This window comes from Actinoallomurus sp. CA-142502, from assembly GCF_050936355.1.
Lineage (GTDB): Bacteria > Actinomycetota > Actinomycetes > Streptosporangiales > Streptosporangiaceae > Actinoallomurus > Actinoallomurus iriomotensis.
The window spans coordinates 2401971-2425150 of sequence record NZ_JBNJMY010000001.1; the positions used below are offsets into that span (position 1 = coordinate 2401971).

20 protein-coding genes and 1 pseudogene are annotated in these 23180 nt (G+C 70.3%); 15 read left to right on the forward strand and 6 right to left on the reverse strand.

Annotation, left to right across the window (positions count from 1 at the left end; all coding sequences use genetic code 11):
- Positions 1-4: 4 nt before the first annotated feature.
- Positions 5-673 (reverse strand): response regulator transcription factor, encoded by a 669-nt coding sequence (locus ACQEV1_RS11735; RefSeq protein WP_433405881.1) that lies wholly within the window; start codon positions 671-673, stop codon positions 5-7.
- A 119-nt stretch (positions 674-792) separates the two neighbouring features.
- On the opposite strand from ACQEV1_RS11735, the gene ACQEV1_RS11740 reads away from it, so the two are divergent.
- Both ACQEV1_RS11740 and ACQEV1_RS11745 read left to right on the forward strand, forming a co-directional pair.
- The gene (locus ACQEV1_RS11740) at positions 793-3615 is read left to right on the forward strand and encodes a bifunctional glycosyltransferase/CDP-glycerol:glycerophosphate glycerophosphotransferase (RefSeq protein WP_433393667.1); all 2823 of its coding nucleotides are present in this window, start codon (positions 793-795) and stop codon (positions 3613-3615) included.
- The gene (locus ACQEV1_RS11745) at positions 3608-4714 is read left to right on the forward strand and encodes a glycosyltransferase (protein ID WP_433393669.1); all 1107 of its coding nucleotides are present in this window, start codon (positions 3608-3610) and stop codon (positions 4712-4714) included. Before ACQEV1_RS11740 ends, ACQEV1_RS11745 begins: the two co-directional genes overlap by 8 nt.
- Here the strand turns inward: ACQEV1_RS11745 and ACQEV1_RS11750 are convergent, their stop codons facing one another.
- Positions 4715-5116 (reverse strand): luciferase family protein, encoded by a 402-nt coding sequence (locus ACQEV1_RS11750; protein ID WP_285618809.1) that lies wholly within the window; start codon positions 5114-5116, stop codon positions 4715-4717.
- A gap of 159 nt (positions 5117-5275) precedes the next feature.
- Between ACQEV1_RS11750 and ACQEV1_RS11755 the strand changes: the two genes are divergently transcribed.
- Together ACQEV1_RS11755 and ACQEV1_RS11760 are read left to right on the forward strand one after the other, a co-directional pair.
- Positions 5276-6190: a threonine/serine dehydratase gene (locus ACQEV1_RS11755; RefSeq protein ID WP_433393671.1), complete on the forward strand. Its 915-nt coding sequence runs from the start codon at positions 5276-5278 to the stop codon at positions 6188-6190.
- Entirely contained in the window at positions 6180-6692 is a 513-nt protein-coding gene (locus ACQEV1_RS11760; protein WP_433405883.1) for a Uma2 family endonuclease, read from the forward strand. The genes ACQEV1_RS11755 and ACQEV1_RS11760 overlap by 11 nt, the downstream gene beginning before the upstream one ends.
- Here the strand turns inward: ACQEV1_RS11760 and ACQEV1_RS11765 are convergent.
- Both ACQEV1_RS11765 and ACQEV1_RS11770 read right to left on the reverse strand, forming a co-directional pair.
- The gene (locus ACQEV1_RS11765) at positions 6689-7669 is read right to left on the reverse strand and encodes a magnesium transporter CorA family protein (RefSeq protein ID WP_285618805.1); all 981 of its coding nucleotides are present in this window, start codon (positions 7667-7669) and stop codon (positions 6689-6691) included. The genes ACQEV1_RS11760 and ACQEV1_RS11765 overlap by 4 nt on opposite strands.
- On the reverse strand, positions 7660-9165 hold the full coding sequence (locus ACQEV1_RS11770; protein ID WP_349497948.1) for a dolichyl-phosphate-mannose--protein mannosyltransferase: 1506 nt from the start codon (positions 9163-9165) through the stop codon (positions 7660-7662). Before ACQEV1_RS11770 ends, ACQEV1_RS11765 begins: the two co-directional genes overlap by 10 nt.
- Positions 9166-9344: 179 nt before the next feature.
- Between ACQEV1_RS11770 and rsmI the strand changes: the two genes are divergently transcribed.
- Together rsmI and ACQEV1_RS11780 are read left to right on the forward strand one after the other, a co-directional pair.
- The gene (gene rsmI / locus ACQEV1_RS11775; RefSeq protein WP_432705537.1) at positions 9345-10199 is read left to right on the forward strand and encodes a 16S rRNA (cytidine(1402)-2'-O)-methyltransferase; all 855 of its coding nucleotides are present in this window, start codon (positions 9345-9347) and stop codon (positions 10197-10199) included.
- Between the two features lie 112 nt (positions 10200-10311).
- Positions 10312-10611: a hypothetical protein gene (locus ACQEV1_RS11780; RefSeq protein WP_285568882.1), complete on the forward strand. Its 300-nt coding sequence runs from the start codon at positions 10312-10314 to the stop codon at positions 10609-10611.
- An 8-nt stretch (positions 10612-10619) separates the two neighbouring features.
- Here the strand turns inward: ACQEV1_RS11780 and ACQEV1_RS11785 are convergent, their stop codons facing one another.
- Entirely contained in the window at positions 10620-12209 is a 1590-nt protein-coding gene (locus ACQEV1_RS11785; protein ID WP_433393675.1) for a hypothetical protein, read from the reverse strand.
- Positions 12210-12582: 373 nt separating this feature from the next.
- Here ACQEV1_RS11785 and ACQEV1_RS11790 point away from each other — a divergent pair, with 373 nt between their 5' ends.
- The 6 genes from ACQEV1_RS11790 to ACQEV1_RS11815 all read left to right on the forward strand — a co-directional run bounded on the left by ACQEV1_RS11790 (position 12583) and on the right by ACQEV1_RS11815 (position 19517).
- Positions 12583-13854, forward strand: coding sequence for a glycosyltransferase family 2 protein (locus ACQEV1_RS11790; protein ID WP_432705536.1), 1272 nt, complete (start codon positions 12583-12585; stop codon positions 13852-13854).
- A gap of 134 nt (positions 13855-13988) precedes the next feature.
- Positions 13989-14528, forward strand: coding sequence for an RNA polymerase sigma factor (locus ACQEV1_RS11795; RefSeq protein WP_433393677.1), 540 nt, complete (start codon positions 13989-13991; stop codon positions 14526-14528).
- Entirely contained in the window at positions 14525-15739 is a 1215-nt protein-coding gene (locus ACQEV1_RS11800) for a hypothetical protein (RefSeq protein WP_285618797.1), read from the forward strand. Before ACQEV1_RS11795 ends, ACQEV1_RS11800 begins: the two co-directional genes overlap by 4 nt.
- A 223-nt stretch (positions 15740-15962) precedes the next feature.
- Positions 15963-16850: a CDP-alcohol phosphatidyltransferase family protein gene (locus tag ACQEV1_RS11805; RefSeq protein WP_433393680.1), complete on the forward strand. Its 888-nt coding sequence runs from the start codon at positions 15963-15965 to the stop codon at positions 16848-16850.
- 71 nt (positions 16851-16921) lie between these two features.
- The gene (gene metG, locus ACQEV1_RS11810; RefSeq protein WP_433393682.1) at positions 16922-18715 is read left to right on the forward strand and encodes a methionine--tRNA ligase; all 1794 of its coding nucleotides are present in this window, start codon (positions 16922-16924) and stop codon (positions 18713-18715) included.
- Positions 18702-19517 (forward strand): TatD family hydrolase, encoded by an 816-nt coding sequence (locus ACQEV1_RS11815; protein WP_433393684.1) that lies wholly within the window; start codon positions 18702-18704, stop codon positions 19515-19517. Before metG ends, ACQEV1_RS11815 begins: the two co-directional genes overlap by 14 nt.
- Here the strand turns inward: ACQEV1_RS11815 and ACQEV1_RS11820 are convergent.
- Positions 19480-20118 (reverse strand): hypothetical protein, encoded by a 639-nt coding sequence (locus ACQEV1_RS11820; RefSeq protein ID WP_433393686.1) that lies wholly within the window; start codon positions 20116-20118, stop codon positions 19480-19482. The two genes, ACQEV1_RS11815 and ACQEV1_RS11820, sit on opposite strands and share 38 nt — an antisense overlap.
- A 190-nt stretch (positions 20119-20308) precedes the next feature.
- Between ACQEV1_RS11820 and ACQEV1_RS11825 the strand changes: the two are divergent.
- From ACQEV1_RS11825 to ACQEV1_RS11835, 3 genes and pseudogenes are all read left to right on the forward strand, one after another.
- Positions 20309-21270, forward strand: a pseudogene (locus ACQEV1_RS11825) (RNA-guided endonuclease InsQ/TnpB family protein).
- Between the two features lie 126 nt (positions 21271-21396).
- Positions 21397-22254, forward strand: a complete 858-nt coding sequence (gene rsmA / locus ACQEV1_RS11830; protein WP_433393688.1) for a 16S rRNA (adenine(1518)-N(6)/adenine(1519)-N(6))-dimethyltransferase RsmA — start codon at positions 21397-21399, stop codon at positions 22252-22254.
- Positions 22255-22256: 2 nt separating this feature from the next.
- Positions 22257-23141: a 4-(cytidine 5'-diphospho)-2-C-methyl-D-erythritol kinase gene (locus ACQEV1_RS11835; protein ID WP_432705534.1), complete on the forward strand. Its 885-nt coding sequence runs from the start codon at positions 22257-22259 to the stop codon at positions 23139-23141.
- Positions 23142-23180: the final 39 nt, after the last annotated feature.

Here is a 23180-nt window from a genome sequence, read left to right on the forward strand (position 1 = left end):
CTCATCACTCCCCGTCCGCGTCGCGTTCGTACCGGTAGCCGCGCCCGCGGAGAGTCGTGATGGTCGCGTACGACCCGAGCTTCCGGCGGAGGGTGGAGACGTGCACGTCGAGGGTCTTGGTCGGGCCGAACCAGTTCTCGTCCCAGACCTCGTCCATGAGCTGTTCGCGGGTGACCACCTCGCCCGCGCGCGTCACCAGGGCCGCCAGCAGGTCGAACTCCTTCGGCCGCAGGAGCACCTCGGCTCCGGCGGCGTGCACCCGGCGTGCGGGCAGGTCCACGCGGACCTGACCCACCGAGACGACCGAGTCGCCCGGCACCGCGCTCTGTCGGCGCAGGTGGGCGCGGATCCGCGCGACCAGCTCGGTGAGCCGGAACGGCTTGGTGAGGTAGTCGTCGGCTCCGGCGTCGAGGGCGACCACGACCTCGAACTCCTCCGTACGGGCGGTGAGCACGACGATCACGGTCTGCGGCAGGTCGGCGCGCAGCCGGCGGCACAGCTCGACGCCTTCGATGTCCGGCAGCCCGAGGTCGAGCAGGATGAGATCCGGCGGATGGGCGAGAGCGTCGGCGACGGAGGACCGGCCGCTCGTGGCGAGCGCGGCGTCGTAGCCGCTCGCGGACAGGGCCTTGAGCAACTCGGCCCCGATGACGGAGTCGTCCTCGACGATCAGGATGCGTTCACGCGGCACATCTCAGATCCTAAGGATCCCCCCAAGTCGATCATTCGTTAGCCGGTTACGACGTGTCCGCGGAATGTGTTCATTCTCTTGGAGTTCGAGGGGTTTCCTTCATGACAGACGTCAGCGTGATCGTCATCGTCTACAACGATGCCGATCGGCTGCCGGCCGCCGTGCGCTCCGCGCTCGGCCAGTCTCACCGTGACGTCGAGGTGGTGATCGTCAACGACGCCAGCACCGACGGGACCGCCGCGGTCGCCGACGAGCTGGCGATGGCCGAGGACCGGGTCCGCGTGATCCACCGGGCGGAGAACTCCGGTGGCTGCGGGCAGCCGCGCAACGACGGGATCGCCGCGGCGCGCGGCACGTACCTGATGTTCCTCGACAGCGACGACACGCTCGATCGGCACGCCTGCCGCAACCTGGTCGCCGCCGCCGAGGAGCACGAGGCCGAGCTCGTCTCCGGCTGCTGCTGGCGCGTCTATCCCGACAAGGACGAGGAACGCGTCTGGTACCGCGGCGTCTACCGCGAGCGCGGCGTGTACGCCTCGGTGCGGGAGTACCCCGAGCTGCTCTACGACACCCTGTCCACGAACAAGCTCTACCGGCGCGACTTCCTCGACCGCGAGGGCCTGCGGTTCGTCGAACGCCTGCACTATGAGGACCTGCTGTTCAGCACGCAGGCGTACCTGGCCGCGCGGAAGATCGCCATCATCCCGCACCGCGTCTACAACTGGATGATCTACGAGAAGGCCGAGACCCTCTCGATCACCAACCAGCGGGCCGAGCTGCGGAACTTCTCCGACCGGCTGGAGATCTTCCGGCGCATCGACGCGGTCTATGCGCGGTACGGCGCCGACGATCTCAAGCTGTCCAAGGACGTGAAGTTCCTCAACCACGACCTGCTGCTGTACGTCCGGGGTCTGCGCAGCCGCGACGACGACTACCGCGAGGCGTTCCTCGCCCTGGCCCGCGAGTACATGGCCACGATCGACCCGCGCGCGTACGACGAGGCCCACGAGCTCCAGGCGATCATCGGCTTCATGGTCGCCCAGGGCGACTACGAGGGCGCGGTGAGCGCCGCGGACTACGTCGGCAAGGGCAAGACCGGCAAGCCACGGCTGACCGCGCCGCTGGTCGAGCGCGACGGGCGGATCTACTGGTCCGGCGACCACCTCGACACCGAACAGGGCCGCCGGATCCTCGACGTCACCGAGCTCGGCATCCACTCGCTGCCCCTCAAGTCGCTGAACCCCGGCGGAAGCGTCACCGAGATGGTGCGCGACGGGCGCGTGCTCCGGCTCGCCGGAGACGTCGTCAACCCGCTGGACCGGATCGGCGCCGGCGTCCCGCTCAGCGCACGGCTGGAGTTCCGCGACCGCAGCCGGACCGGCCGGTTCTTCGCCGTGCCGGCCGAGGTGACGCACCTGGACGGGCGGCTGCGCTGGACGGCCGAGGTCCTGCCAGGCCGCGACGTGCGGCCGCTCGGCTTCCTCGACCAGAGCTGGGGCCTGCGCCTGCGGCTCGAGGCCGGCGACGAGGAGCTGTTCATCCGGCTGTTCGCGAACCAGCCGATGGAGATGTCGGTGCCGGTACGGCCGCGCCTGACACGCCTCGCCGGCGACCACTTCGAGGCGTACATCCCGGAGAACGGGGAGATGGCCTTCCGTCTCGTCGCGTACGGGTGGGCCGGCCGCGTCACGCTCGCGACGCTGCGCAGGTTCGCCGCCACCGGGCGCGGACGCCGGTGGTGGACCGCGCTGCTGCGCGCCGAACGACGGTGGCGTGACGTCTTCACCCGCCGGAAGACGAAGATCGCCGTCTACAACCGGCTGTTCGTCCGGCTGCCGATCCGGCGCGACACGATCGTGTTCGAGAGCCACCTCGGCAAGCAGTACTCCGACAACCCCAAGTACATCTACGAAGAGCTGCGCAGGTCCGGCGGGAAGCACACCGCGATCTGGTCGTACGCCAAGAGCCCGGCCGGCTTCCCCAAGGACGCGAGGCTCGTGCGCCGCGGGTCCTGGCAGTACTACCTGGCGCTCGCGCGGGCCGGCTACTGGGTGGACAACCAGGGCTTCCCGCAGGACGCCGCGAAACGGCCGCAGACGACCTACATCCAGACCTGGCACGGCTCGGCGTACAAGCGGATGGGGTTCGACGATCCGGAGCTCAAGCGCGGCAGCAAGGCCAGGCGGTCGCGCTTCCAGCGGACGATCGACCGTTACGACGCCTTCCTGATCCGCTCCGAGCACGACGCGCGGACCCTCGCCAAGGGCCTCGGCGTGCGCGCCGAGCTGATCCGCAGCGGCTACCCCCGCAACGACGCCCTGGTGAACGGCGGCGACACGGCCAAGCTGGCCGAAGAGCTGAAGCTGACCGGCGACGAGCGCACGGTCGTGCTGTACGCGCCGACGTTCCGCGCCGGGGCGAACGGCAAGGCGCAGAAGAAGTTCGAGATGCCGTTCGACCTGGAGGAGTTCGCCGAGGAGCTCGGCGAGACCCACGTGCTCCTGGTCCGCCCGCACTACCTCAACACCGCGGTCGTGCCGCCGAGCCTGCGCGGCGTGGTCCGCGACGTCGGCGCGGTGCACGACGTCACGTCGCTGCTGCTGCTCTCCGACGCGCTCGTCACCGACTATTCGTCGCTGATGTTCGACTACGCCCTGCTCGATCGCCCCACAGTGTTCTTCGCCCCCGACCTCGAGGACTACGTCCGGTCCCGCGGCACCTACTTCGACCTGCGCAAAGAGGGTCCTGGACCGGTGCTGAGCGAGCCTGACGAGCTGTTCGCCGCGCTCGCCGACCTGCCCGGCCTCACCACCCGGTACGCCAAGAAAAGGCGTGAATTTCTCGAAAAGTACGGGGAATACGACCGGGGTACCGCCGCCAAGCAGGTCGTCGACCGCTTCTTCACGGGGGATTCCAATGCGTGACATCTTCATCGTCTGCAACAACCACGAAGAACTCGGCGGCCTGCAACGATGGGTCCACCACGTCGGCGGGCTGTTCGCCGCCCGCGGTCACCGGGTGCACGTGATCGGCGTGACGCACGCCGCCGAGCCGCACGACTACGGGCGCGACCTGCCGTACGAGCTGAGCGTCCTGCACGACACCCCGCCGCCGTCCCGCAGCGGGGGACGGCTGCGCGTGATGCGCCGCCGCTCGGTGCAGCGGCGCGGCGCGGCCAGGCTGAGCCGCCTGTTCCGCGCCGCCCGGCCGGGCGGCGTCATCATCGCCGCGCAGGTGTGGGCGATGGAATGGGTCGCGCTCGCCGACACGGCCGGGATGCCGGTCATCGGCATGAGCCACGAGTCCTACCAGGCGACCAAGGCCTCCTCGCGGTACCAGCGGGTGAAACGCCACTTCGCCGACGTGAACCGGTTCCTCGTGCTCAGCACCGAGGACGCCGACTCCTGGGCCCGCGACCACATGTCCAACGCCGACTTCATGCCCAACCCGCTCCACGTCGTCCCGTCCACCCTGCCGGACCTGTCGCGGCCCGTGGTCGAACTGCTCGGCCGCCTGTCCTTCGAGAAGGGGCAGGACATGATGCTGGAGGCGTGGGCGGAGGTGACCCGGAGCTTCCCGAACTGGCGACTGCGCCTGTACGGCTCCGGTCCCGACGAGGAGGTTCTGCGCCACCAGGCGTCGGACCTCGGCGTCGATGAGACGGTGGAGTTCGCCGGGGCGACCGCCGACGTCGAGGGCGCGCTGAACGAAGCGTCGATCTTCGCGCTGTCCTCACGCATGGAGGGCTTCCCGATGTCGGTGATGGAGGCGATGGCCTACGGCCTGCCGACCGTGGCGTTCGACTGCGCGCCGGGCGTCCGCGAACTCATCACGCATGAGTCGGACGGGCTGCTCGTACGGCCGGGAAACACGACGGAGTTCGCCGAACAGCTCGCCCGCCTGATGAGCGACGAGGATCTGCGCGCCAAGCTCGGCCGTCAGGCCCGCACCTCGGTGCGGCGGTTCTCCGCCGACATGGTCACCGACCGCTGGGAGCGCATGTTCGAGCTGGTCGACCGCTGATCAGCCCCAGGGCGCGCGCAGCCGGGGCCGCGGGCGGGTGCGTTCCCACGTGCAGGGGCGGGCCGGCACCGGCTCCTCGGCCGCGCGGATCGCCAGACTCATCAGGCTGATCAGGATGGCGCCCGCCGTGTCGGTGTCGAGCAGCACGGTCACCCAGTCGTCGCCGGGCCGTACGACGACCTGACCGCTGTCGACCAGCACGGTGTCCAGACGCTCGACGAAGCCGCGGGACAGGCGGAGATCGGCCTCCTCGCCCGTGTGCAGGTGGAGGATCTCGCCGCCGCGGAAGTTGAAGCTCCGCCCGGTGCCGCAGGAGGGGCGACCGGCCGACAGCCCGGGCCAGGTCGCCAGTTGAGCGGCCACTCTCTCGGCCGCGCTGCGGGTCTTCGCTGGGCCCCTCACGGCACCAGCATCCCGTGTCGCGCTGTTTCTTCATAAGAGCCCGCATCCCAATTGTTATGAGCGGACTTGGCCATTTTTCGTCTCCTGGTAACCGCGCCGACGACCGTACGTGGACGGTCGTCCGAAAAGCGGCCCTACGCGGACCGGTACGGTGGATGGGTGATCTCTCGTGGTGACGTGGAGGCGGCCCGGACCCGAATCGACTCGCGGGTGCTGCGGACCCCCGTACTCCGGCTCGACCGGCTGTGGCTGAAGCTCGAACAGCTCCAGCACACCGGTTCGTTCAAGGCGCGCGGCGCCTTCAACCGGGTTCTCGCGGCGGCCGAGACGGACGGCCTCCCGGAGGCGGGAGTGATCGCCGCGTCCGGCGGCAACGCGGGCCTGGCCTTCGCGTACGCCGCCCGCGAGCTGGGCGCGCGTGCGGAGGTGTTCGTCCCGGAGACCGCGCCCCCGGTGAAGGTCGCCCGGCTGCGCGCGCTCGGCGCCTCCGTACGCCAGGTCGGCAGCGAGTACGCCGAGGCGTACGAGGCCGCGACGAAGCGCGCGGCCGACACGGGCGCCCTGTTCGGCCACCCGTACGACCAGCCGGAGGTCTGCGCGGGCCAGGGAACACTGGCGCTGGAGCTGGAGGAACAGACGGGCGGCGTCGACACGGTGCTGGTCTCGGTCGGCGGAGGCGGGCTGATGGCCGGCATCGCGGCGGCGCTGGAGGGCCGGTCACGCGTGGTCGCGGTGGAGCCGGACGCCTGCCCGTCGTTCCACGCCGCACTGGCGGCGGGCCGCCCGGTCGACGCGCCGGTGTCGGGCGTGGCCGCCGACTCCCTGGGCGCCCGCCGCGTGGGCGACATCCCGTACGCGGTCGCCCGCCGCACGGCCGTGGAGTCGATCCTGGTGAGCGACGCCGATGTGATCGCCGCCCGCCGCGCCCTGTGGCAGGACCACCACATCGTGGTCGAGCACGGCACCGCCGCCGCCTACGCCGCCCTCCTGACCGGCGCCTATACCCCGTCCACCGACGAGACCGTCGCCGTCATCTGCTGCGGCGCCAACACCGACCCCGCCGATCTCACCTGACCGTGGTCACCGTCACACAGAGCTAATCGATGGCAGCCTTGTCTTTGGGAGCCCCCAGGCCAACTTCCACACGATGGCGATCTCTCTGCTGGAGACCACGCTTCGCCCGCTCGTCCCCGAGCATCTGCGAGTGCGTCGGGAGATGACCATCACGCTGGGGAAACGTCAACGCCCTGAGCCGGATCTGGTCGTGGTCAGGACCGAGGAGGCCCTCGACACGACGAAGACCAGTTTTCAACCCTCCGACGTCGTGCTCGCGGTCGAGGTGGTCTCGCCGGACTCGGAGGTCAGGGATCGGGAGCGGAAACCGCAGCTCTACGCGGCTGCCGCGATAGCCCACTTTTGGAGGGTGGAGAACACGGAGGGACGGCCGACCATCTACGTGTACGAGTTGGACCCCGCCACTCGGTCGTACTCACTCACCGGCATTCACCACGACCTGCTGAAGCTCACGGTCCCGTTCGACATTGATATCGATCTCACGCAGATGAACCGGATCTAGAGCCAGTCGCGCTTTTTAAAGATGGTGTACAGGGCTACGGCGGTGACGATGAGGATGGCGAGGCTGACCACGAAGCCCCACTGTTTGTCGTAGCCCGGGAACGGGACGTTCTGGCCGTAGAAGCCCGTCACGGCCGTGGGGACCGCGATGACGGCGGCCCAGCCCGTCAGCTTCTTCATCACCTGGTTCAGGTGGTTGCCCTGCAGCGCGATGCGGGTCTCCTGCAGGCTCGTGACGACGTCGCGCAGGCTCTCGGTCCACTCCGTGGCGCGCAGCACGTGGTCGTACACGTCCTGGAAGTACGGCGTCATCGGCTCCGGCACCACGTGCAGGTCGCGGCGGAGCAGGGTGTTGACGACCTCGCGCATCGGCAGGACGACGCGCCGCAGCAGGGTCAGGCTCTTGCGCAGGCGGAAACCGCGGTGCTGGGTCTCCCTGGTGGGCACCTCGTCGCCGAACAGGCGCTCCTCCAGGTCGTCGATCGCGCCGTCCAGCGCCTGGACGGCCGCGAAGTGCCCGTCGACGATCAGGTCGATCAGCCCGTGCAGGAGGTACGCCACGCCGTGCTCGGCCAGGTCGGATGAGGAGTCCCACTGCCGGCGCAGCGCGTCGAGGTCGAACTCCTCATCGCCCCGTACGGTCACCAGCGCGCGGTCGGTGATGAACGCCGAGATCTCGTGGGTGGCCAGCTCACCGCTCTCCTCGCTGAGGTGCACGGCGTAGGCGTTGAAGAACAGGTGTCCGTCGTAGCGGTCGAGCTTGGGCCGCTCGTGGTGGCTGAGGGCGTCCTCGACCGCGAGCGGGTCCAGGCCGAACTCCTCGCTGATGAGGTCCAGGCCGCCGTCGTCCGGGTGGCACAGGTCCAGCCACACGACGGTGTCCGGCTCGGCCAGGTAGTCGCTGATCCGGGCGGCGGGGAAGTTCTCCTCCTCGAGCTTCCCGCGGCGCCAGACGCGGGTGCGGGCGTTCAGATCCACGAGTCGAACCACATCCGGCTGTGCCAGGCGTCATAGGGCAGGATCTGGCCGGTGAGGATGGGATACAGGAAGTAGAAGTTGGCCAGCACGAGCAGGACGTACGCCCCGCAGGCGGCCGCACCCATCACACGTCTGATCGGCACCGCGTCGGCCGGGCCGATGAGCATGCCCATGACCAGCACGATCGACAGCACCATGAACGGCAGCATCGGGGTGGCGTAGAACAGGAACATCGTCCGGTGGCCGAGGCCGAAGTAGAACCACGGCAGCCAGCCGGCCAGGAAGCCCGCGACCGCCGCGCCGGCCCGCCAGTCGCGCTGCACCAGCCACCAGCCGGCGATGACCAGCAGGGTGATGATCGAGATCCACCAGATCGCCGGGGTGCCGATGCCGAGGACCTCGCGCGAGCACTTGCTCGCGCCGCAGCCCGACGGCTCGGTGTAGTAGAACGCCACCGGCCGTTTGAGGAACATCCAGTTCCACGGCCAGGACTGGTAGTCGTGCTTGACGGTGAGCGTCGTGTGGAAGTGCCACATCTGCTGGTGGTAGTCCCACAGCCGCGGCATCGCCTGGACGAACGCGGTGATCGGGTTGCCGGACACCCGGCCGCGGCCCCAGCCGCCCGCGTTGAAGATCCAGCCGCTCCACCACGCGAGGTACGTGACGCCGCTCACCACCACGAGCGACACGAACGCCGGCACCGCGTCGAGCAGGAAGCCCCCGGCGTACGGCTGGCGGACCCCGGCGGCGCGCCGCGCGCCGATGTCCCAGATCAGCACCATGATGCCGAACGCCGCGATGTAGTAGATCCCGGTCCACTTGGTGGCCACGGCCGTGCCCAGGCAGAGCCCGGCGGCCAGGCGCCACCAGTGCATGACGAAGGGGCCGAACTCGCTCTCGTTGCCGGTCTCCATCACCTTGGCGGCGAGCGCCGCGCGGGTGCGGTCGCGGTCGATGACCAGGCACGCGAACCCGGCCAGGATCCAGAACATCACGAAGATGTCCAGGATCGCGGTGCGGCTGGTCACCAGCTCCATGCCGTCCAGCGCGAGCAGAAGGCCGGCGGCGGTGCCCAGCAGGGTCGAGCGCGTCATCCGGCGGGCGACCCGGGCCAGGATGAGCACCGACAGCGTGCCGATCAGGGCCGAGGCGAACCGCCAGCCGAAGGGGTTCATGCCGAACATCCACTCGCCGATGGCGATCAGCCACTTACCGGCGGGCGGGTGGGCGACGAAGCTGCCGCCGGTGCCCCAGATGTTGAGGTTCGGCGGATGCTGGAGGAGCAGGCTGTCGGCGTTCTTGACGGTGTTGTGCTCGTACCCGAACTTCAGCAGCGCGTACGCGTCTTTGGCGTAGTAGGTCTCGTCGAAGATCACCGCACGGGGCTTGCCGAGGTCGTAGAACCGCAGCACGCCGGCGAACAGCGTCACGAGCAGCGGGCCGAGCCAGCCCATCAGCCTGCTGCCCGGAATCGCCGGCGCCAGCCACTGGCGCAACGATGGCGGGCGTCCGTCGCTCTGGGACCGAGGAGCTGGTTCGAGTCCTGTCATCGCCACCACCCCGACATCGTACGGGGGGATACCGGGCCGATTGTGCACTTCGGACTGCCTGCCCTCACGAGATCGTGACGGCGCGGCGATCGCCGAGGTGCGGGACGGTGACGCCGGGGTCGAAGATGGGTGCTGTGGGAACATCTGGGACGCTGACGCTGGCCGCCGCGCCGATCGGCCGCGCGGAGGACGCATCCGAACGCCTTCGCGGCGCGCTGGGCGCGGCCGACATCATCGCCGCGGAGGACACTCGCCGCCTGCGGCGCCTCACCGCCGACCTGGGCGTCACCACCGACGCGCGGATCGTGTCGTACTACGACGCGAACGAACGCGCCCGCGCCGCCGAGCTGGTCGAGGAGCTGCGCGAGGGTCGCGACGTGCTGGTCATCACCGACGCCGGGCTGCCGGGCGTCTCCGACCCGGGCTACCGGCTCGTCACCGCCGCGATCGAGGCCGAGGTGCCGGTCACCGTTCTGCCCGGGCCGTCCGCGGTGACCACCGCGCTGGTCATCTCCGGGCTGCCCAGCGACCGCTTCTGCTTCGAGGGCTTCCTGCCGCGCAAGGCGGGGGAGCGCGCGTCGCGGCTGGCCGCGCTGGCCGGGGAGCCGCGCACGATGGTCTTCTTCGAGGCGCCGCACCGGCTGACCGCCGCGCTGGAGGCGATGGCGGGCGCGCTCGGCGCCGACCGGCCCGCCGCCGTGTGCCGCGAGCTGACCAAGACGTACGAGGAGGTGCGTCGCGGGCCGCTCGGCGAGCTGGCCGCGTGGTCCTCGGGCGGCGTGCGCGGTGAGATCACGATCGTCGTCGGAGGCGCGCCGGAGCGCTCCGGACCGGCTGACCTGGACGCGCTCGCCGACGAGGTCGAGCGGCGCGTCACCGATGGCGCGGCCAGAAAAGACGCGATTGGCGAGGTTGCACGAGAACATCGTGTACCGAAAAGGGAGCTTTATGACGCGGTTATTGCACGAAAAACCAGGTGATGACGATTATTTGACGTAAGCTTTACGCAGCTCAGGGCCCCTCAAACGACGCTTAATGGGGAAAACTCGTGGCGGGACGCAATCCGATGGTTTCGCCCGGGGGTGACGGGAAATGCACGAATCCATGATCTCGCAGGAGACGTGGAAGTACGAGTGCCTCGGCTGCCTGCACGAGTGGCAGAAGGAGTTCGAGGTCGGACGCTCCTCGGACGGTCACGGTGGTGAGGTCGTCGTCTACCACCACCTGAGCCAGCGCTGCACCTGCCCATGGGCGGAGCCGGTGTGCCCGTCCTGCGGCGGCTACGACGTGAAGATCCTCCCCACCGGGTGGAGCGTCGTCGCGCCGATCCCCCGCCAGCGGCACACCGAGCTGGAGATGATCTTCCGGCTCCGCCGGCTCCACGCCTACTGACGGCCGGCTCAGGACGCGGTGACCGCGTCCTGGGCGGCCGGCTTCCCCGGCTCCTCCGGTTCGCCGGAGGAGCCGTCGGCGTCTCCGGACGTCTGCTCCGGCGCGCTCCCGCGCCACCACAGGAGCCGCCTCAGCTTCTCGCGCGGCTCGCGGGAGAAGGTGATCGCGGCGGCGAGGCAGGCGAACGGCACCGTCGGCAGTACGTAGCGGTAGTCGAACTCGGCGGTGGCCGGTGGCACGAGCAGCAGCCCGGTCGCGAGGATCCAGGGCAGGAACGCCTGGCCGCCCCACCGTCGCCACAGCGGGATCAGCCCGGCCAGGCCGACGATGAGGATGCCGCCGAGCAGCGTGCCGGGCAGGTGCGCCACGTCCTGGTAGGTGCGGATGCCCGTGGCGTACGGCGTGATGATCCGGGTACGCGCGTTGCCGTCCTCGTACTTGTGCGCCTCCGACGCGGCCGTCTGGTCGCGGCTCATCCGCCAGTTCGGCAGGGCCGCGGACTTCTTGCCGAACTCGTACATCTGGTAGGTGGCCTTGTCCGGGAAGACCGTCCGGTGCCACTTGAAGGTGTAGAGGAAGTCCTTCAGCACGACCACGGCGTAGTCGAACGGCTGGGCCATGATGGCGCGCTTGGCGAAGTCGCCGGCGAGCTGGTTCTGGTAGTTGGTGAACTTGGCGGCCGGCACCCGGTGGAACGGGGAGTTGCGGTCCCAGATGGCGTCCTGGGAGAAGGTCAGCGGCGTGTGGGAGGTCCGGCTGTCCTTGCAGAGCGGGTACTCCGAGACCGGCGGCTTGATCTTGTTGCAGTCGGCGAACTCCGTGACCCGCGCGTACAGGAAGACGCCGCTGCTGGTCGTCATGCCCGGCTTGCCGTACCAGGCCCAGAACCAGCCCGCGTACGCGCCGAGCGGCAGCGCGCACAGCGCGATCGTCGCGACGAAGACGCGCCAGTTGAAGCGGCGCATCAGGAGGTACACGACGATCGCGACCAGCACCGGCTCGCCGACCGTGCGCGTCAGCGTGGCGAGGCCGACCAGCAGGCCGACGACTCCCGCGGCCTTCCAGGTGAGCGACTTGCCGTACCAGAGCACGATCGTCACCGCGCAGACGAGCAGGAACTCGAACGTGATGTCGGACAGGATTAGATGCTCGAGCTGGATCTGGTAGCCGTCGTACAGCAGTGGCACGGTCGCCAGGGACGCGCCCCAGCTCGGCAGGCCGAACCTCCGGCGCAGCAGCGCGTAGATCATGACCGCGCCGGCCAGCCCCATCAGGTGCTGGAGCCCGGCCACCGCGGCGAAGCTGTGGAACGGCTTCAGCGCCCACAGCAGGAACGAGTAGCCGTCCGGCCGGATCGGGTGCGGGTACGGGGACATCGCGACGTGCAGGTAGTCGAACGAGTCGTTGAACCACGACGCGGGCCGGTAGCCGAGCATGGCGAGCGCCCGGAGGAAGGCACCGCCCGCGAGCACGACGGTGAACGTCTTGTGACGCCGCACGAGCGAGAGGAGGAGCGGGAGCACGCCCAATGAGATGAACCCGACACGGCGGACGCGCCCTTTCTCCGCCGGGCGCTCCTCGTCCGTGCCGACTTCCACCGCTTTGACCTGCGGCTTTACATCCGCGGACGCGTCAGATGACGTGTCAGGCGGCGCGCCCGTTACGGCGGATTCCCCGCTCTGTTCTCCCGCGGTAGTCAAGTCGGACCGACCTCTCTGGACAGCACAGCCCTTATCCTGTATCCCCAGCCTGCCGTCAGCCGGGTGCTTCTTGCGAAGTCAAAGGTTGCGGCTTTACGACACGCGGCCGCTCGCTGGCGGGCATCATGGGTAACACACGCCACTTGTCGGAACAATGACGAGGTTAGTCGAAACCCCCGAAGCATGGTCGCAGAGGGGTAATGGAGGACACGACGTGGAACTCTCCGTGGTGATGCCTTGCCTGAACGAGGCGGAGACCGTAGAGACATGCGTGCGGAAGGCCCTCGGATTCTTCGCTGAGCACGGCGTCGACGGTGAGGTCATCATCGCCGACAACGGCAGCACCGACGGGAGTCAGCAGCTCGCCCGCGACGCGGGTGCCCGCGTCGTGCCGGTGACCTCCAAGGGCTACGGCAACGCGCTGATGGGCGGTATCCGCGCGGCTCGGGGCACGTACGTGGTCATGGGCGACGCCGACGACTCCTACGACTTCACCTCGCTGATGCCGTTCCTCACCGAGCTGCGGGACGGCGCCGACCTGGTCATGGGCAACCGCTTCAAGGGCGGCATCGCGCCTGGCGCCATGCCGCCGCTGCATCGGTACCTGGGCAACCCGGTGCTCAGCTTCGTCGGCCGGCTGTTCTTCCGCAGCAAGATCGGCGACTTCCACTGCGGGCTGCGCGGCTTCCGCCGGGACTCGATCCTGCGGCTCGGCCTGCAGACCGGCGGCATGGAGTTCGCCAGCGAGATGGTGGTCCGCTGCACCCTCGCCAAGTACGACATCCGCGAGGTCCCCACCACACTCTCGCCCGACGGCCGCTCCCGCGCCCCGCACCTGAGCACCTGGCGCGACGGCTGGCGACACCTGCGCTTCCTCATGCTCTACAGCCCCCGCTGGCTGTTCCTCATCCCCGGCCTGCTGCTCATGACCCTCGGACTGATCGGCGGCATCGCCCTGTCCGTCGGCCCGATCCACGTCGGCGACATCGCCTTCGACGTCGACACCCTCGTCGGGGCGTCCGCGATGCTGGTGATCGGCTTCCAGGCGGTGCTGTTCGCGCTGCTGACCAAGGTCTATGCCATGGAGGAGGGTTTCCTTCCCCATGACCGGCGGGTGCAGCGCATCGTCCACTCCTGGAGCCTCGAACGCGGCCTCGTCGTCGGCGGTCTGCTCGCGCTCGCCGGTCTCGTCGGGCTGGTGGCCTCGCTCGTGCACTGGCAGGGCCACAGCTTCGGCCAGCTCGACCCGCGCGACTCGCTCCGCATCGTCGTGCCGGCCGCCACCGCGCTCATCATGAGCTTCCAGATGATCTTCGCGTCGCTGTTCGTCAGCATCCTGGGGATCCGCCGCCGCTCCCACCCGCCGGTCACCGACCCGGCGGAGGAGGCCGCGGACGTCGTGGACGCCGCGGTCGTCAAGGTCGCGGGCGAGGCGAAGACCCTCAAGCTCAAGGAGATCGACGTGCCCGCGGCCGAGGACACCTCCGACGAGGAGGGCGTGGCCGAGGAGAGCAAGGACAAGGACACGGCCGAGACCTCCTGACGACCGTTCACGAGAAGGGCCCCGGCACCACGCCGGGGCCCTTCTCTCATGCGCGCGTCGGTCCGGTGTAATCGCCGTTCCCGTCCGGGGGAGTACTTCCCGTCAGCCGCCGACCGACCCCGGAGGACGCTGGCGTGAAGGACCCCGCCGACCGATTCACGGCCCTGTACGACCGGCACTACCGGAACGTGCTCGGCTACGCCCTGCTGCGCGCCGGGCAGGACGCCGCGGAGGACGTGGCCAGTGAGACCTTCCTGGTCGCCTGGCGGCGGTTGGGCGACCTGCCCGACCCGCCTCTGCCGTGGCTGCTGGGCGTGGCGCGGAACCTGCTGCACAAGCAGTACGACTCCGGCCGCCGCCGGCAGGCGCTCGCCGACCGGATCGCCGCGGCCACCACGGCGGACGACCTGGCAGGCCCCGACGTGGCCCAGGGCGTCGTGGACCGCGCCGCCGTCCGGGCCGCGCTGACGGCGCTGGGGGAACGGGACATCGAGGTGATCGTCCTGGCCACCTGGTACGACCTGGCGCCGCGCGACGCCGCACGCGTCATCGGCTGCTCCGCCGCGGCCTTCGCCGTGCGGCTGCACCGCGCCCGCAAGCGCCTCGCCCGCGCCCTGCGCACCCCGCCGGCCGCTCCGGCCCGTACGGCACTGATCCAGGAGAGGGCCCGATGAACCCCGATGAGACCGGCCACGACGCAGGAGCCGAGATGACCTTCACCGACCCGATGACGACGCTCGCGGACCACGTCGGCACGCTGGCCGAGGACGGCTACCGGCGCCGTCGCGCCGCGGACCTGGCCCGCATCGCCGCCGCCGGGCGCGCACCGGCCCGGGCCGACCGCCCGATCCTTCCCGCGCGACACCGCCGCGTCCGGCCCATCCTGGCGGGCGTGGCCGTGGCCGCCGCCGCGGCCGTGGCCGCCGGTGTCCTCGCCGTGCCGGACGACACGCCCGGGCCCGGCAGGGCCACGCCGTCCGCCTCCACGCCGCGGACCCTGGACGCCCGATCGGTCCTGCTGGCCGGCGCCGAGTACGCCGCGAAGCAGCCGGCGACCGCGCACGGGGCCTACTGGTACTCCCAGATCCGCGAGGTGGAGCGGGCCCGGCAGCCCGGAAAGGGCGTCAAGACCCACGGCACGAGCGCCAACGGGGCGCCGAGGAGCGGACCCTACTTCCCCTTCCACGCGTACGTCAGCATCACCTGGGAGAACTGGGACCCGTACCAGCAGGGCCGGCCCTCGCGGATGGTGGACCGGGACATCCGTAGCGGTTTCGCCACCCCGGCGGACAAGGCCGCCTGGCAGCGGGCGGGGTCACCGTCGCTGACCGACATGAAGCCCTTCTCCGCCGACTCCCACACGGACGACGACCCCTACCTCGAGCTGGGGCCCAAGGGTACGACAATGGCCGGCCTGGCGAAACTGCCCACGACCGCCGCGGGACTGCGGCGCATGGTCCTGGCGGACCGGAACCGCAGGATCGCGCAACTGGCGAAGTACCACGCGCAGTACCAGGAACTCTCGATCATCGAGGACATACTGGACGCCGGCATCGCGATCATCAACGCGCCCGCGCCACCCAAGGTCCGCGCGGCGGCGTACCGCATGCTCGCCACCCAGAAGGGCATCCGCGACATCGGCTCGGCCCGCGACGGGCTCGGCCGGTCCGGCGCGGCGCTGGCCGTCCGCATCGAGGCACACACGATGCACGGCCTCCAGCGGAACGAGGAGCATCTGATCATCGAGCCCGGATCGGCGCGGATCCTGGCGCGCGAGTACTACCCGATCGGCGCGGACGGCGCGGTCGCGAGCGAGCCCGACCACTCCACGCTGATGATCACCGACGGCTGGACCGACCGCATCGGCGTGCCCGCCCACGGCTGATCCGCCGGCACCGGCATAGCGACGTTCCCTCGGAAGCGTCGAAAAGGGGGAACCGGACGAGGCGGACCGGCGGAGTACGGGTGTGGGCACAGCGAGCATGAACGGTGGTCTCGATGTTGAAGAATCTGTTGGAGCAGATAGCGATACTCCTCGGTCCCGACCCGGGCCTGCACGCGGGGGACGACAGCCACGCGTTCGCCGACGAGGACGGCGAGGAGGAGTGGTGAGCCCGGGCTTCACGATGGACGACGTGCGGACCCGCACGTACAAGGCCCGCGACGCGTGGTGGACCGTCTTCCTGGTCGATCCCCTGGCCGGGCGCCTCGTCCGGTTCACCGCGAACCGCACGTCGCTGACCCCCAACGGCCTGTCGTGCGGGGCTCTGGTGCTCGGGCTCGGCGCGGCCTGGTGCTTCTGGGCGGCCGGCTGGAAGTGGCTCGTCGCCGGCGCCGTCCTGTACCACCTGAGCTTCGTCCTCGACTGCATGGACGGCAAGATCGCGCGGCTGAAGGGGACCGGCTCGGTCTTCGGGAGCTGGCTCGACTACGTCTTCGACCGGGTGCGGGTGCTGATCTGTGCCCTGGCGCTGACGGCCGGCCAGTACGAGGCCACCGGCCGGCCGGTCTACCTGGCGCTCGGCGTGGCGATCGTCTTCCTCGACATGCTCCGCTACCTGGACGCGCTGAAGGTGGCCGCCGCGCGCCGGGAGATGCGCTCGCGCCTGCGGTCGGCGCGCGGTGCCGAGGGTGAGGACCGGTTCGTCGATCGGTTGCTGCCCGTCGATTCGGACGAGGCGACCGGCGAGGTGGGAACGCCGGCCCCGCAGGCCATCGACCTCCAGCAGGGCTTCCGCGCGCGGTTCTCCTGGTATCCGCGGGTCCGCGACTGGCTGGCCCGGCACCGGGTCAGGCCACACCTGGTCAGCGGGATCGAGTTCCAGATGGCCGTCTTCATCGTCGGCCCGCTGTGCCAGGCGATCATTCCGGTGACGGTCGTGGCGGGCCTGCTGATGCTGATCTTCGAAGTGGCGATCGTCTACAAACTCTGGCTGTCGACGCGGGACTTCGCCCACGCGATGGCCCAGGCCGACGCGGACCGCGTCGCGGCGTGAACCGGCGTGCCGGGCGGGGCGGATCGGATATCGGCGTGAGGCATCGCGGGACGACCTCTAGTCTTAGGGGCATGTCCAGCCGTCACATCCTGACCGCGCCCGCCTGGCCGTACGCCAACGGGCCCCGCCACATCGGGCACGTCTCCGGCTTCGCGCTGCCCTGCGACATGTTCAGCCGCTTCCAGCGGATGGCGGGCAACAAGGTCCTGATGGTCAGCGGCACCGACGAGCACGGCACGCCGATCCAGGTCCAGGCCGACAAGGAGGGCGTGACCGCACGGGAGCTCGCCGACCGCTACAACAAGGTGATCGGCCAGGACCTCCACGGGCTGGGCATGTCCTATGACCTGTTCACCCGGACGACGACGCGTAACCACTACGCCGTCGCCCAGGAGATCTTCAAGGGCCTCCACGCCAACGGCTACGTCTTCGAGAAGACGACGATGGGCGCGATCTCCCCGTCCACCGGCCGTACCCTCCCGGACCGCTACATCGAGGGCACCTGCCCGATCTGCGGCTACGACGGGGCGCGCGGCGACCAGTGCGACAACTGCGGCAACCAGCTCGACCCGATCGACCTGATCAACCCCCGCAGCCGCATCAACGGCGAAAAGCCGGAGTTCGTGGAGACCGAGCACTTCTTCCTCGACCTGCCCGCGTTCTCCGAGACCCTCGGGTCGTGGCTGCAGAGCAAAGAGGGGCTCTGGCGGCCGAACGTCTACAAGTTCACCCGCAACCTCCTCGATGACATGCAGCCCCGCCCGATCAGCCGCGACCTCGACTGGGGCGTGCCGGTGCCGCTGCCGGGCTGGATCGACCGGCCCGACAAGCGGCTGTACGTCTGGTTCGACGCGGTGATCGGCTACCTTTCGGCCTCGGTCGAGTGGGCCCGGCGCTCCGGCGACGCGGACGCCTGGCGCGCGTGGTGGCAGAGCCCCGACGCCCGGTCGTACTACTTCATGGGCAAGGACAACATCGTCTTCCACTCCGAGATCTGGCCGGCGATGCTGCTGGGCTACAACGGCGAGGGCGACAAGGGCGGGCAGCCCGGCTCGCTCGGCCGGCTCAACCTGCCGTCCGAGGTGGTCTCCTCGGAGTTCCTGACGATGGAGGGGCGCAAGTTCTCCTCCTCGCGGCAGGTCGTGATCTACGTGCGCGACTTCCTCGAGCGCTACGACGTCGACGCCCTGCGCTACTACATCGCGGTGGCCGGCCCGGAGAACCAGGACACCGACTTCACCTGGTCGGAGTTCGTCCGGCGCAACAACGACGAGCTCGTCGCCGCGTGGGGCAACCTGGTCAACCGCTCGGTCTCGTTCGCGGCCAAGAACATCGGTGAGATCCCGGCGGCCGGCGAGCTGACCGAGGCCGACCGCGCCATCCTGCAGCGTTCGCGGGCGGCGTTCGACGCGGTGGGCGCGGAGCTGGCCCGGTCGCGGTTCAAGAACGCCGTCGGCGAGACCATGCGCACCGTGGCGGAGGCCAACAAGTACCTGTCCGAGCAGGCGCCCTGGAAGCTCCGCAGCGAGGACCCGGAGCGGATGAAGACCATCCTCCACGTCGCGCTGCAGCTCGTGGACGACGCCAAGTCGCTGCTGACGCCGTTCCTGCCGAAGTCCTCGGACAAGGTGTACAAGATGCTCGGCGGCGAGGGCGACTGGAGCGGCATGCCGGAGCTGCGCGACGTCGACGAGGACGGCGGGCCGGGCTACCAGGTGCTGACCGGCACGTACGAGACGGCCTCCGCGCGCTGGGAGTCCCGGCCGATCACGCCCGGCGTCCCGCTGGCGCCGCCGAAGCCGCTCTTCACCAAGCTGGACCCCTCGGTCGTCGACGAGGAGCTGGCCCGACTTGAGCAGTCGTGAGTCGCGGGAGGCGGCCCCGCCGCCTCCCGAGCCGCTGCCGGCCGACGTGTTCGACAGCCACTGCCATCTCGACATCCTCAAGACGCCCGTGCCGGAGGTGCTCGCCGCGGCCCGGTCGGTGGGCATCCGCCGGGCCGTGACCGTGGGGTACGACCTGGCGTCGTCGCGGTGGTGCGCCGAGGCCGCCGCCACCCGCGACGACGTCTACGCGGCCGTGGCGATCCACCCCAACGACGCGGGCGACGCGACCGACGAGGTGCTCGAGGAGATCGCCTCGCTCGCCGCGCTGCCGCACGTCCGTGCGGTCGGCGAGACCGGGCTCGACTACTACCGCGACTGGGCCGACCAGGGTGACCAGCACCGGTCCTTCCGCGCGCACATCGACATCGCCAAGCGCACCGGCACGGCGCTGGTCATCCACGACCGCGACGCCCACGACGACGTCCTGCGCATCCTCGCCGAGGAGGGCCCGCCGGAGCAGGTCGTCTTCCACTGCTTCTCCGGCGACCGGGAGATGGCCAAGGTCTGCGCCGACCGGGGCTACGTCATGAGCTTCGCCGGCAACGTCACCTTCAAGAACGCCGGTGACCTGCGCGAGGCCGCGGAGGTCGCGCCGCCGGAGCTGCTGCTGGTGGAGACCGACGCGCCGTACCTCACGCCGGTGCCGTACCGGGGCCGCCCGAACGCCCCGTACCTGGTGCCGCTGACCGCCCGCTGCCTCGCCGAGGTCAAGGGCATGGACCTGGGCGAGCTGTGCGAGACGATCAGCCGCAACGGGGAGCGCGTCTTCGGCGCCTGGTGACGCCCGGGGCCTGTCGTCTCCGGCGTACGGAGGCGAGGGCGAGCACGCCGGCGAGGACGGCGGCCACTCCGAATCGGGTGGCCGCGCCGATGTCGGCGCCGGTGAAGGGCAGCAGGCCGTGGTGTGCGGCCGGACGCCGCCGTGGCCCGGCGCTCTCGGTCCCCGGCCGTACGCGAGACGGGCGGAGCCCGCCGTGAGACTCGTGGCGTCCGCCGTACGACCCGTTCTCCCCGTGCCGGGTGAGGTGGCCGCCGGACTCCTTCTCGCCGAGATCGACGGAGGTGTCGTCGTCCGACGCGGCGACGGCACCCGTGCCCGGCCCGCCCGGTATCGGGCCGCCGCCGACCGCGCCCGCGTCCGGGTCGGCCGGTGCCGGATCAGGCGGTGGCGGGTCCGGCGGCAGCACGCGGAAGCTCACCGAGGTGGAACCGCCCGAGGCCGGATCCGGGTCGGCCCGCCCCGGCCATGCCGACATGGCCGTCCGGTGACCGGTGCCGTGCACGGGGCCGGTCGCCGCCCGCGCGGCCGCCGCGTACGTGACCGGGCCCAGCGTGACCGCGGCGCCGACGCCGAGGAGCATCATCAGCCGACGGTGCCGCATGGTTCACCTCGCTGTCCTGTTCCGGGAAGCCGCCCTGACCGGGCACCAATTCTGTACCCGTTTCGGAGTGATTGGATCGCGGCGAGGTTGACGATCATGTATCCGCCGTCAGGAGTTGAACGATGCTGTTCCTCGGCGTATTTGCGGGGTTCGGGAGGTGTGATGGTGATGTCGGCAATACGATGCAGTCGTGAAGCTGGTGGTGCAGGTGAAGCTACTTCCAGATGAGGCCGCCGAAACGGCCCTGCGGGAGACGCTGCGTTTGTGTAACATCGCCGCGAACCACGCCTCCCGTCGTGCTTTCGACACCGGCGTTTTGAGGAAGGCGTCTTTGCAGCGTCTGGTTTACGGCGAGTTGAAGCAGATGGGGCTGTCTGCCCAGCCGGCGATCCACGCGGTTCGGAAGGTCGCGGGGGCATATGCGACGTTGAAGGCGAATCTCAAGGCGGGCAACTACGGACCCGAAGGCTCCAAACGGCGCGCCAAAGCCGAGAGCACGCCGATCCGGTTCCGTAAGAACGCTGCTCAACGCCCGAGGCCGACATGCGCGAGCCTAAGGAAGGCTTCCTCGGTGTCGATCTCGGTATCGCGAACATCGCCGTCACCTCTGAGGGTACCGTCCATGCTGGCAGGCATTTGAACCAGGTCCGGCACCGAAATCGCCGCGTTCGCGCACGCTTGCAGAAGAAGGGCACCAAGTCCGCGAAACGGCTGTTGCGTAAGCTGTCGGGCAGGGAGGCGCGTTTCGCGGCCGATACTAACCATTGCATCTCCAAGAAGTTGGTGACCGAGGCTGAACGCACCTGTCGTGGTATCGCTCTGGAAGATTTGGGTGGTATCCGCGAGAGGGTACGGCTCCGTAAGCCCCAGCGGGTCACCTTGCATTCGTGGAGTTTTGCTCAACTCGGCGCCTACATCTCCTACAAGGCGGCCCGTGCCGGGGTGCCAGTGCTCTACGTAGATCCCCGTTACACCTCCCAGGGGTGCAGCGCGTGCGGTCACATCAGTAAGAAGAACCGTCCCAACCAGGCAACTTTCCAGTGCATGTCGTGCGGCTTCGCTGAGCACGCCGATGTGAACGCAGCCCGCAACATCGCCGCGCGCGGTGCGGCGGGCTGGGCAGTGAGTCACGCTGCCGACGACGCGGCCTGACCCGTGCCCGCCAGGCACGGACCAGAGCTGCGAGCTCGGCCCCAGGGCCGAGAAGCTGACGGCGCCCTCCTCGCTCCGGGGACGGGCGCGGTGCCGGAACTGTTGCACGTACGGGACACTGAACAGGTGGGTGAACGACTACTCGGGCCGGCGGACGTCCGCACGCTCGCCGCTGACCTGGGCATCCGCCCGACCAAGACGCTCGGCCAGAACTTCGTGATCGACGCGAACACGGTGCGGCGCATCGTGCGCGACGCCGAGGTCGGACTGGACGACGTGGTCCTGGAGGTGGGGCCCGGGCTCGGCTCGCTGACGCTGGCGCTGCTGCCCGCCGTTCGGCGGGTCGTCGCCGTCGAGGTGGACGAGACGCTGGCGGGGCGGCTGCCGCGGACGGTCGCCGAGTTCGCGCCGTCGCTCGCCGACCGGCTGACCGTGGTCCCGGGCGACGCGATGCGCGTGACCGAGCTGCCCGTCGCGCCGACCGCGCTGGTGGCGAACCTGCCGTACAACGTGGCCGTGCCCGTCGTGCTGCACCTGCTCGGGGCGTTCCCGACGCTGCGGCACGGGCTGGTCATGGTGCAGGCCGAGGTCGCCGACCGGCTCACCGCGTCGCCGGGCGGCAAGGTGTACGGGGTGCCGTCGGTCAAGATGGCCTGGTACGCCCGGACGCGCCGGGCGGGCAACGTCGGGCGGGCGGTGTTCTGGCCGGTACCGAACGTGGACTCGGGCCTGGTCGCCTTCACCCGGCGCGAGCCGCCGGCGGGAGTCCCGCGTGCGGACGTGTTCGCGGTGGTCGACGCGGCCTTCGCGCAGCGCCGCAAGACCCTGCGCGCGGCTCTGGCCGGGTGGGCGGGTTCGGCCGCCGAGGCGGAGCGGATCCTGCGCGCCGCGGACGTCGACCCGGGCGCGCGCGGCGAGTCGCTCGACGTCGCGGCCTTCACCCGGATCGCCGGGGAGCGCCGCGCATCGCCTAGCATTCGGTGATCGTGACCACTGTTCGCGTACCCGCCAAGGTCAACCTTCAGCTCGGTGTCGGTCCGGCCCGCGACGACGGCTACCACGATCTCGTCAACGTCTTCCACGCCGTGTCGCTGTTCGACGAGGTGACCGCCACGCCCGCCCCCACGTTGACGATCACGGTGGAGGGCCCGGCCGGCGTTCCCACGGGCCCGGACAACCTGGCCGCACGGGCCGCGCTGCTTCTCGCCTCGCACGCCGGCGTCGAACCCCGGGTCGCCCTGCACATCCGCAAGGACATCCCGGTGGCCGGCGGAATGGCCGGCGGCAGCGCCGACGCGGCGGCGGCCCTGGTGGCGTGCGACGCCCTGTGGGAGACGGGGCTGAGCCGGGAGACCCTCCTGGGGCTGGGCGCGCGGATCGGCAGCGATGTGCCGTTCGCCCTGCTCGGCGGCACGGCCGTGGGCCTGGGCCGGGGGGAGCGGCTGACCTCGCTCGAGGTGGCGGGGGAGTTCCACTGGGTGTTCGGGTACGCGGACGGCGGGCTGTCGACCCCGGCGGTGTACGCCGAGTGCGACCGGCTGCGGGAGGACGCTCCGGTCCCGTGGCCGGTGGTCTCCGACGATCTGATGGCCGCGCTGAAGACGGGCGACGCCGAGGCTCTCGGCCGGGCGCTGAGCAACGACCTGCAGTCCGCGGCCCTGAGCCTGCGCCCGTCGCTGGCCGAGGCCCTGGCGGCGGGCTCCCGGCTGGGGGCGGTGGGAGCGCTGGTGTCGGGCTCCGGGCCGACGTGCGCGTTCCTGGCGTCCTCGGCCGCGCACGCGGAGGAACTGGCGACGTCCCTGTCCGGCACGGGCCACTTCGCCGCCGTCCGCCGGGCCCGTGGACCCGTACCGGGCGCCGCGCTCGTCTGACCCGCGACCTCTCACCGGCCGGATCCGGCCTTTCCGGCA

Bases quoted from the DNA above. Each gene is read 5' to 3' on its own strand.
- rsmI (WP_432705537.1), top strand. From the start codon at position 9,345: ATGGGTGCTGTGGGAACATCTGGGACGCTGACGCTGGCCGCCGCGCCG.
- ACQEV1_RS11780 (WP_285568882.1), top strand. From the start codon at position 10,312: ATGCACGAATCCATGATCTCGCAGGAGACGTGGAAGTACGAGTGCCTC.
- ACQEV1_RS11745 (WP_433393669.1), top strand. From the start codon at position 3,608: ATGCGTGACATCTTCATCGTCTGCAACAACCACGAAGAACTCGGCGGC.
- ACQEV1_RS11740 (WP_433393667.1), top strand. From the start codon at position 793: ATGACAGACGTCAGCGTGATCGTCATCGTCTACAACGATGCCGATCGG.
- ACQEV1_RS11800 (WP_285618797.1), top strand. From the start codon at position 14,525: ATGAACCCCGATGAGACCGGCCACGACGCAGGAGCCGAGATGACCTTC.
- ACQEV1_RS11820 (WP_433393686.1), bottom strand. From the start codon at position 20,118: ATGCGGCACCGTCGGCTGATGATGCTCCTCGGCGTCGGCGCCGCGGTC.
- metG (WP_433393682.1), top strand. From the start codon at position 16,922: ATGTCCAGCCGTCACATCCTGACCGCGCCCGCCTGGCCGTACGCCAAC.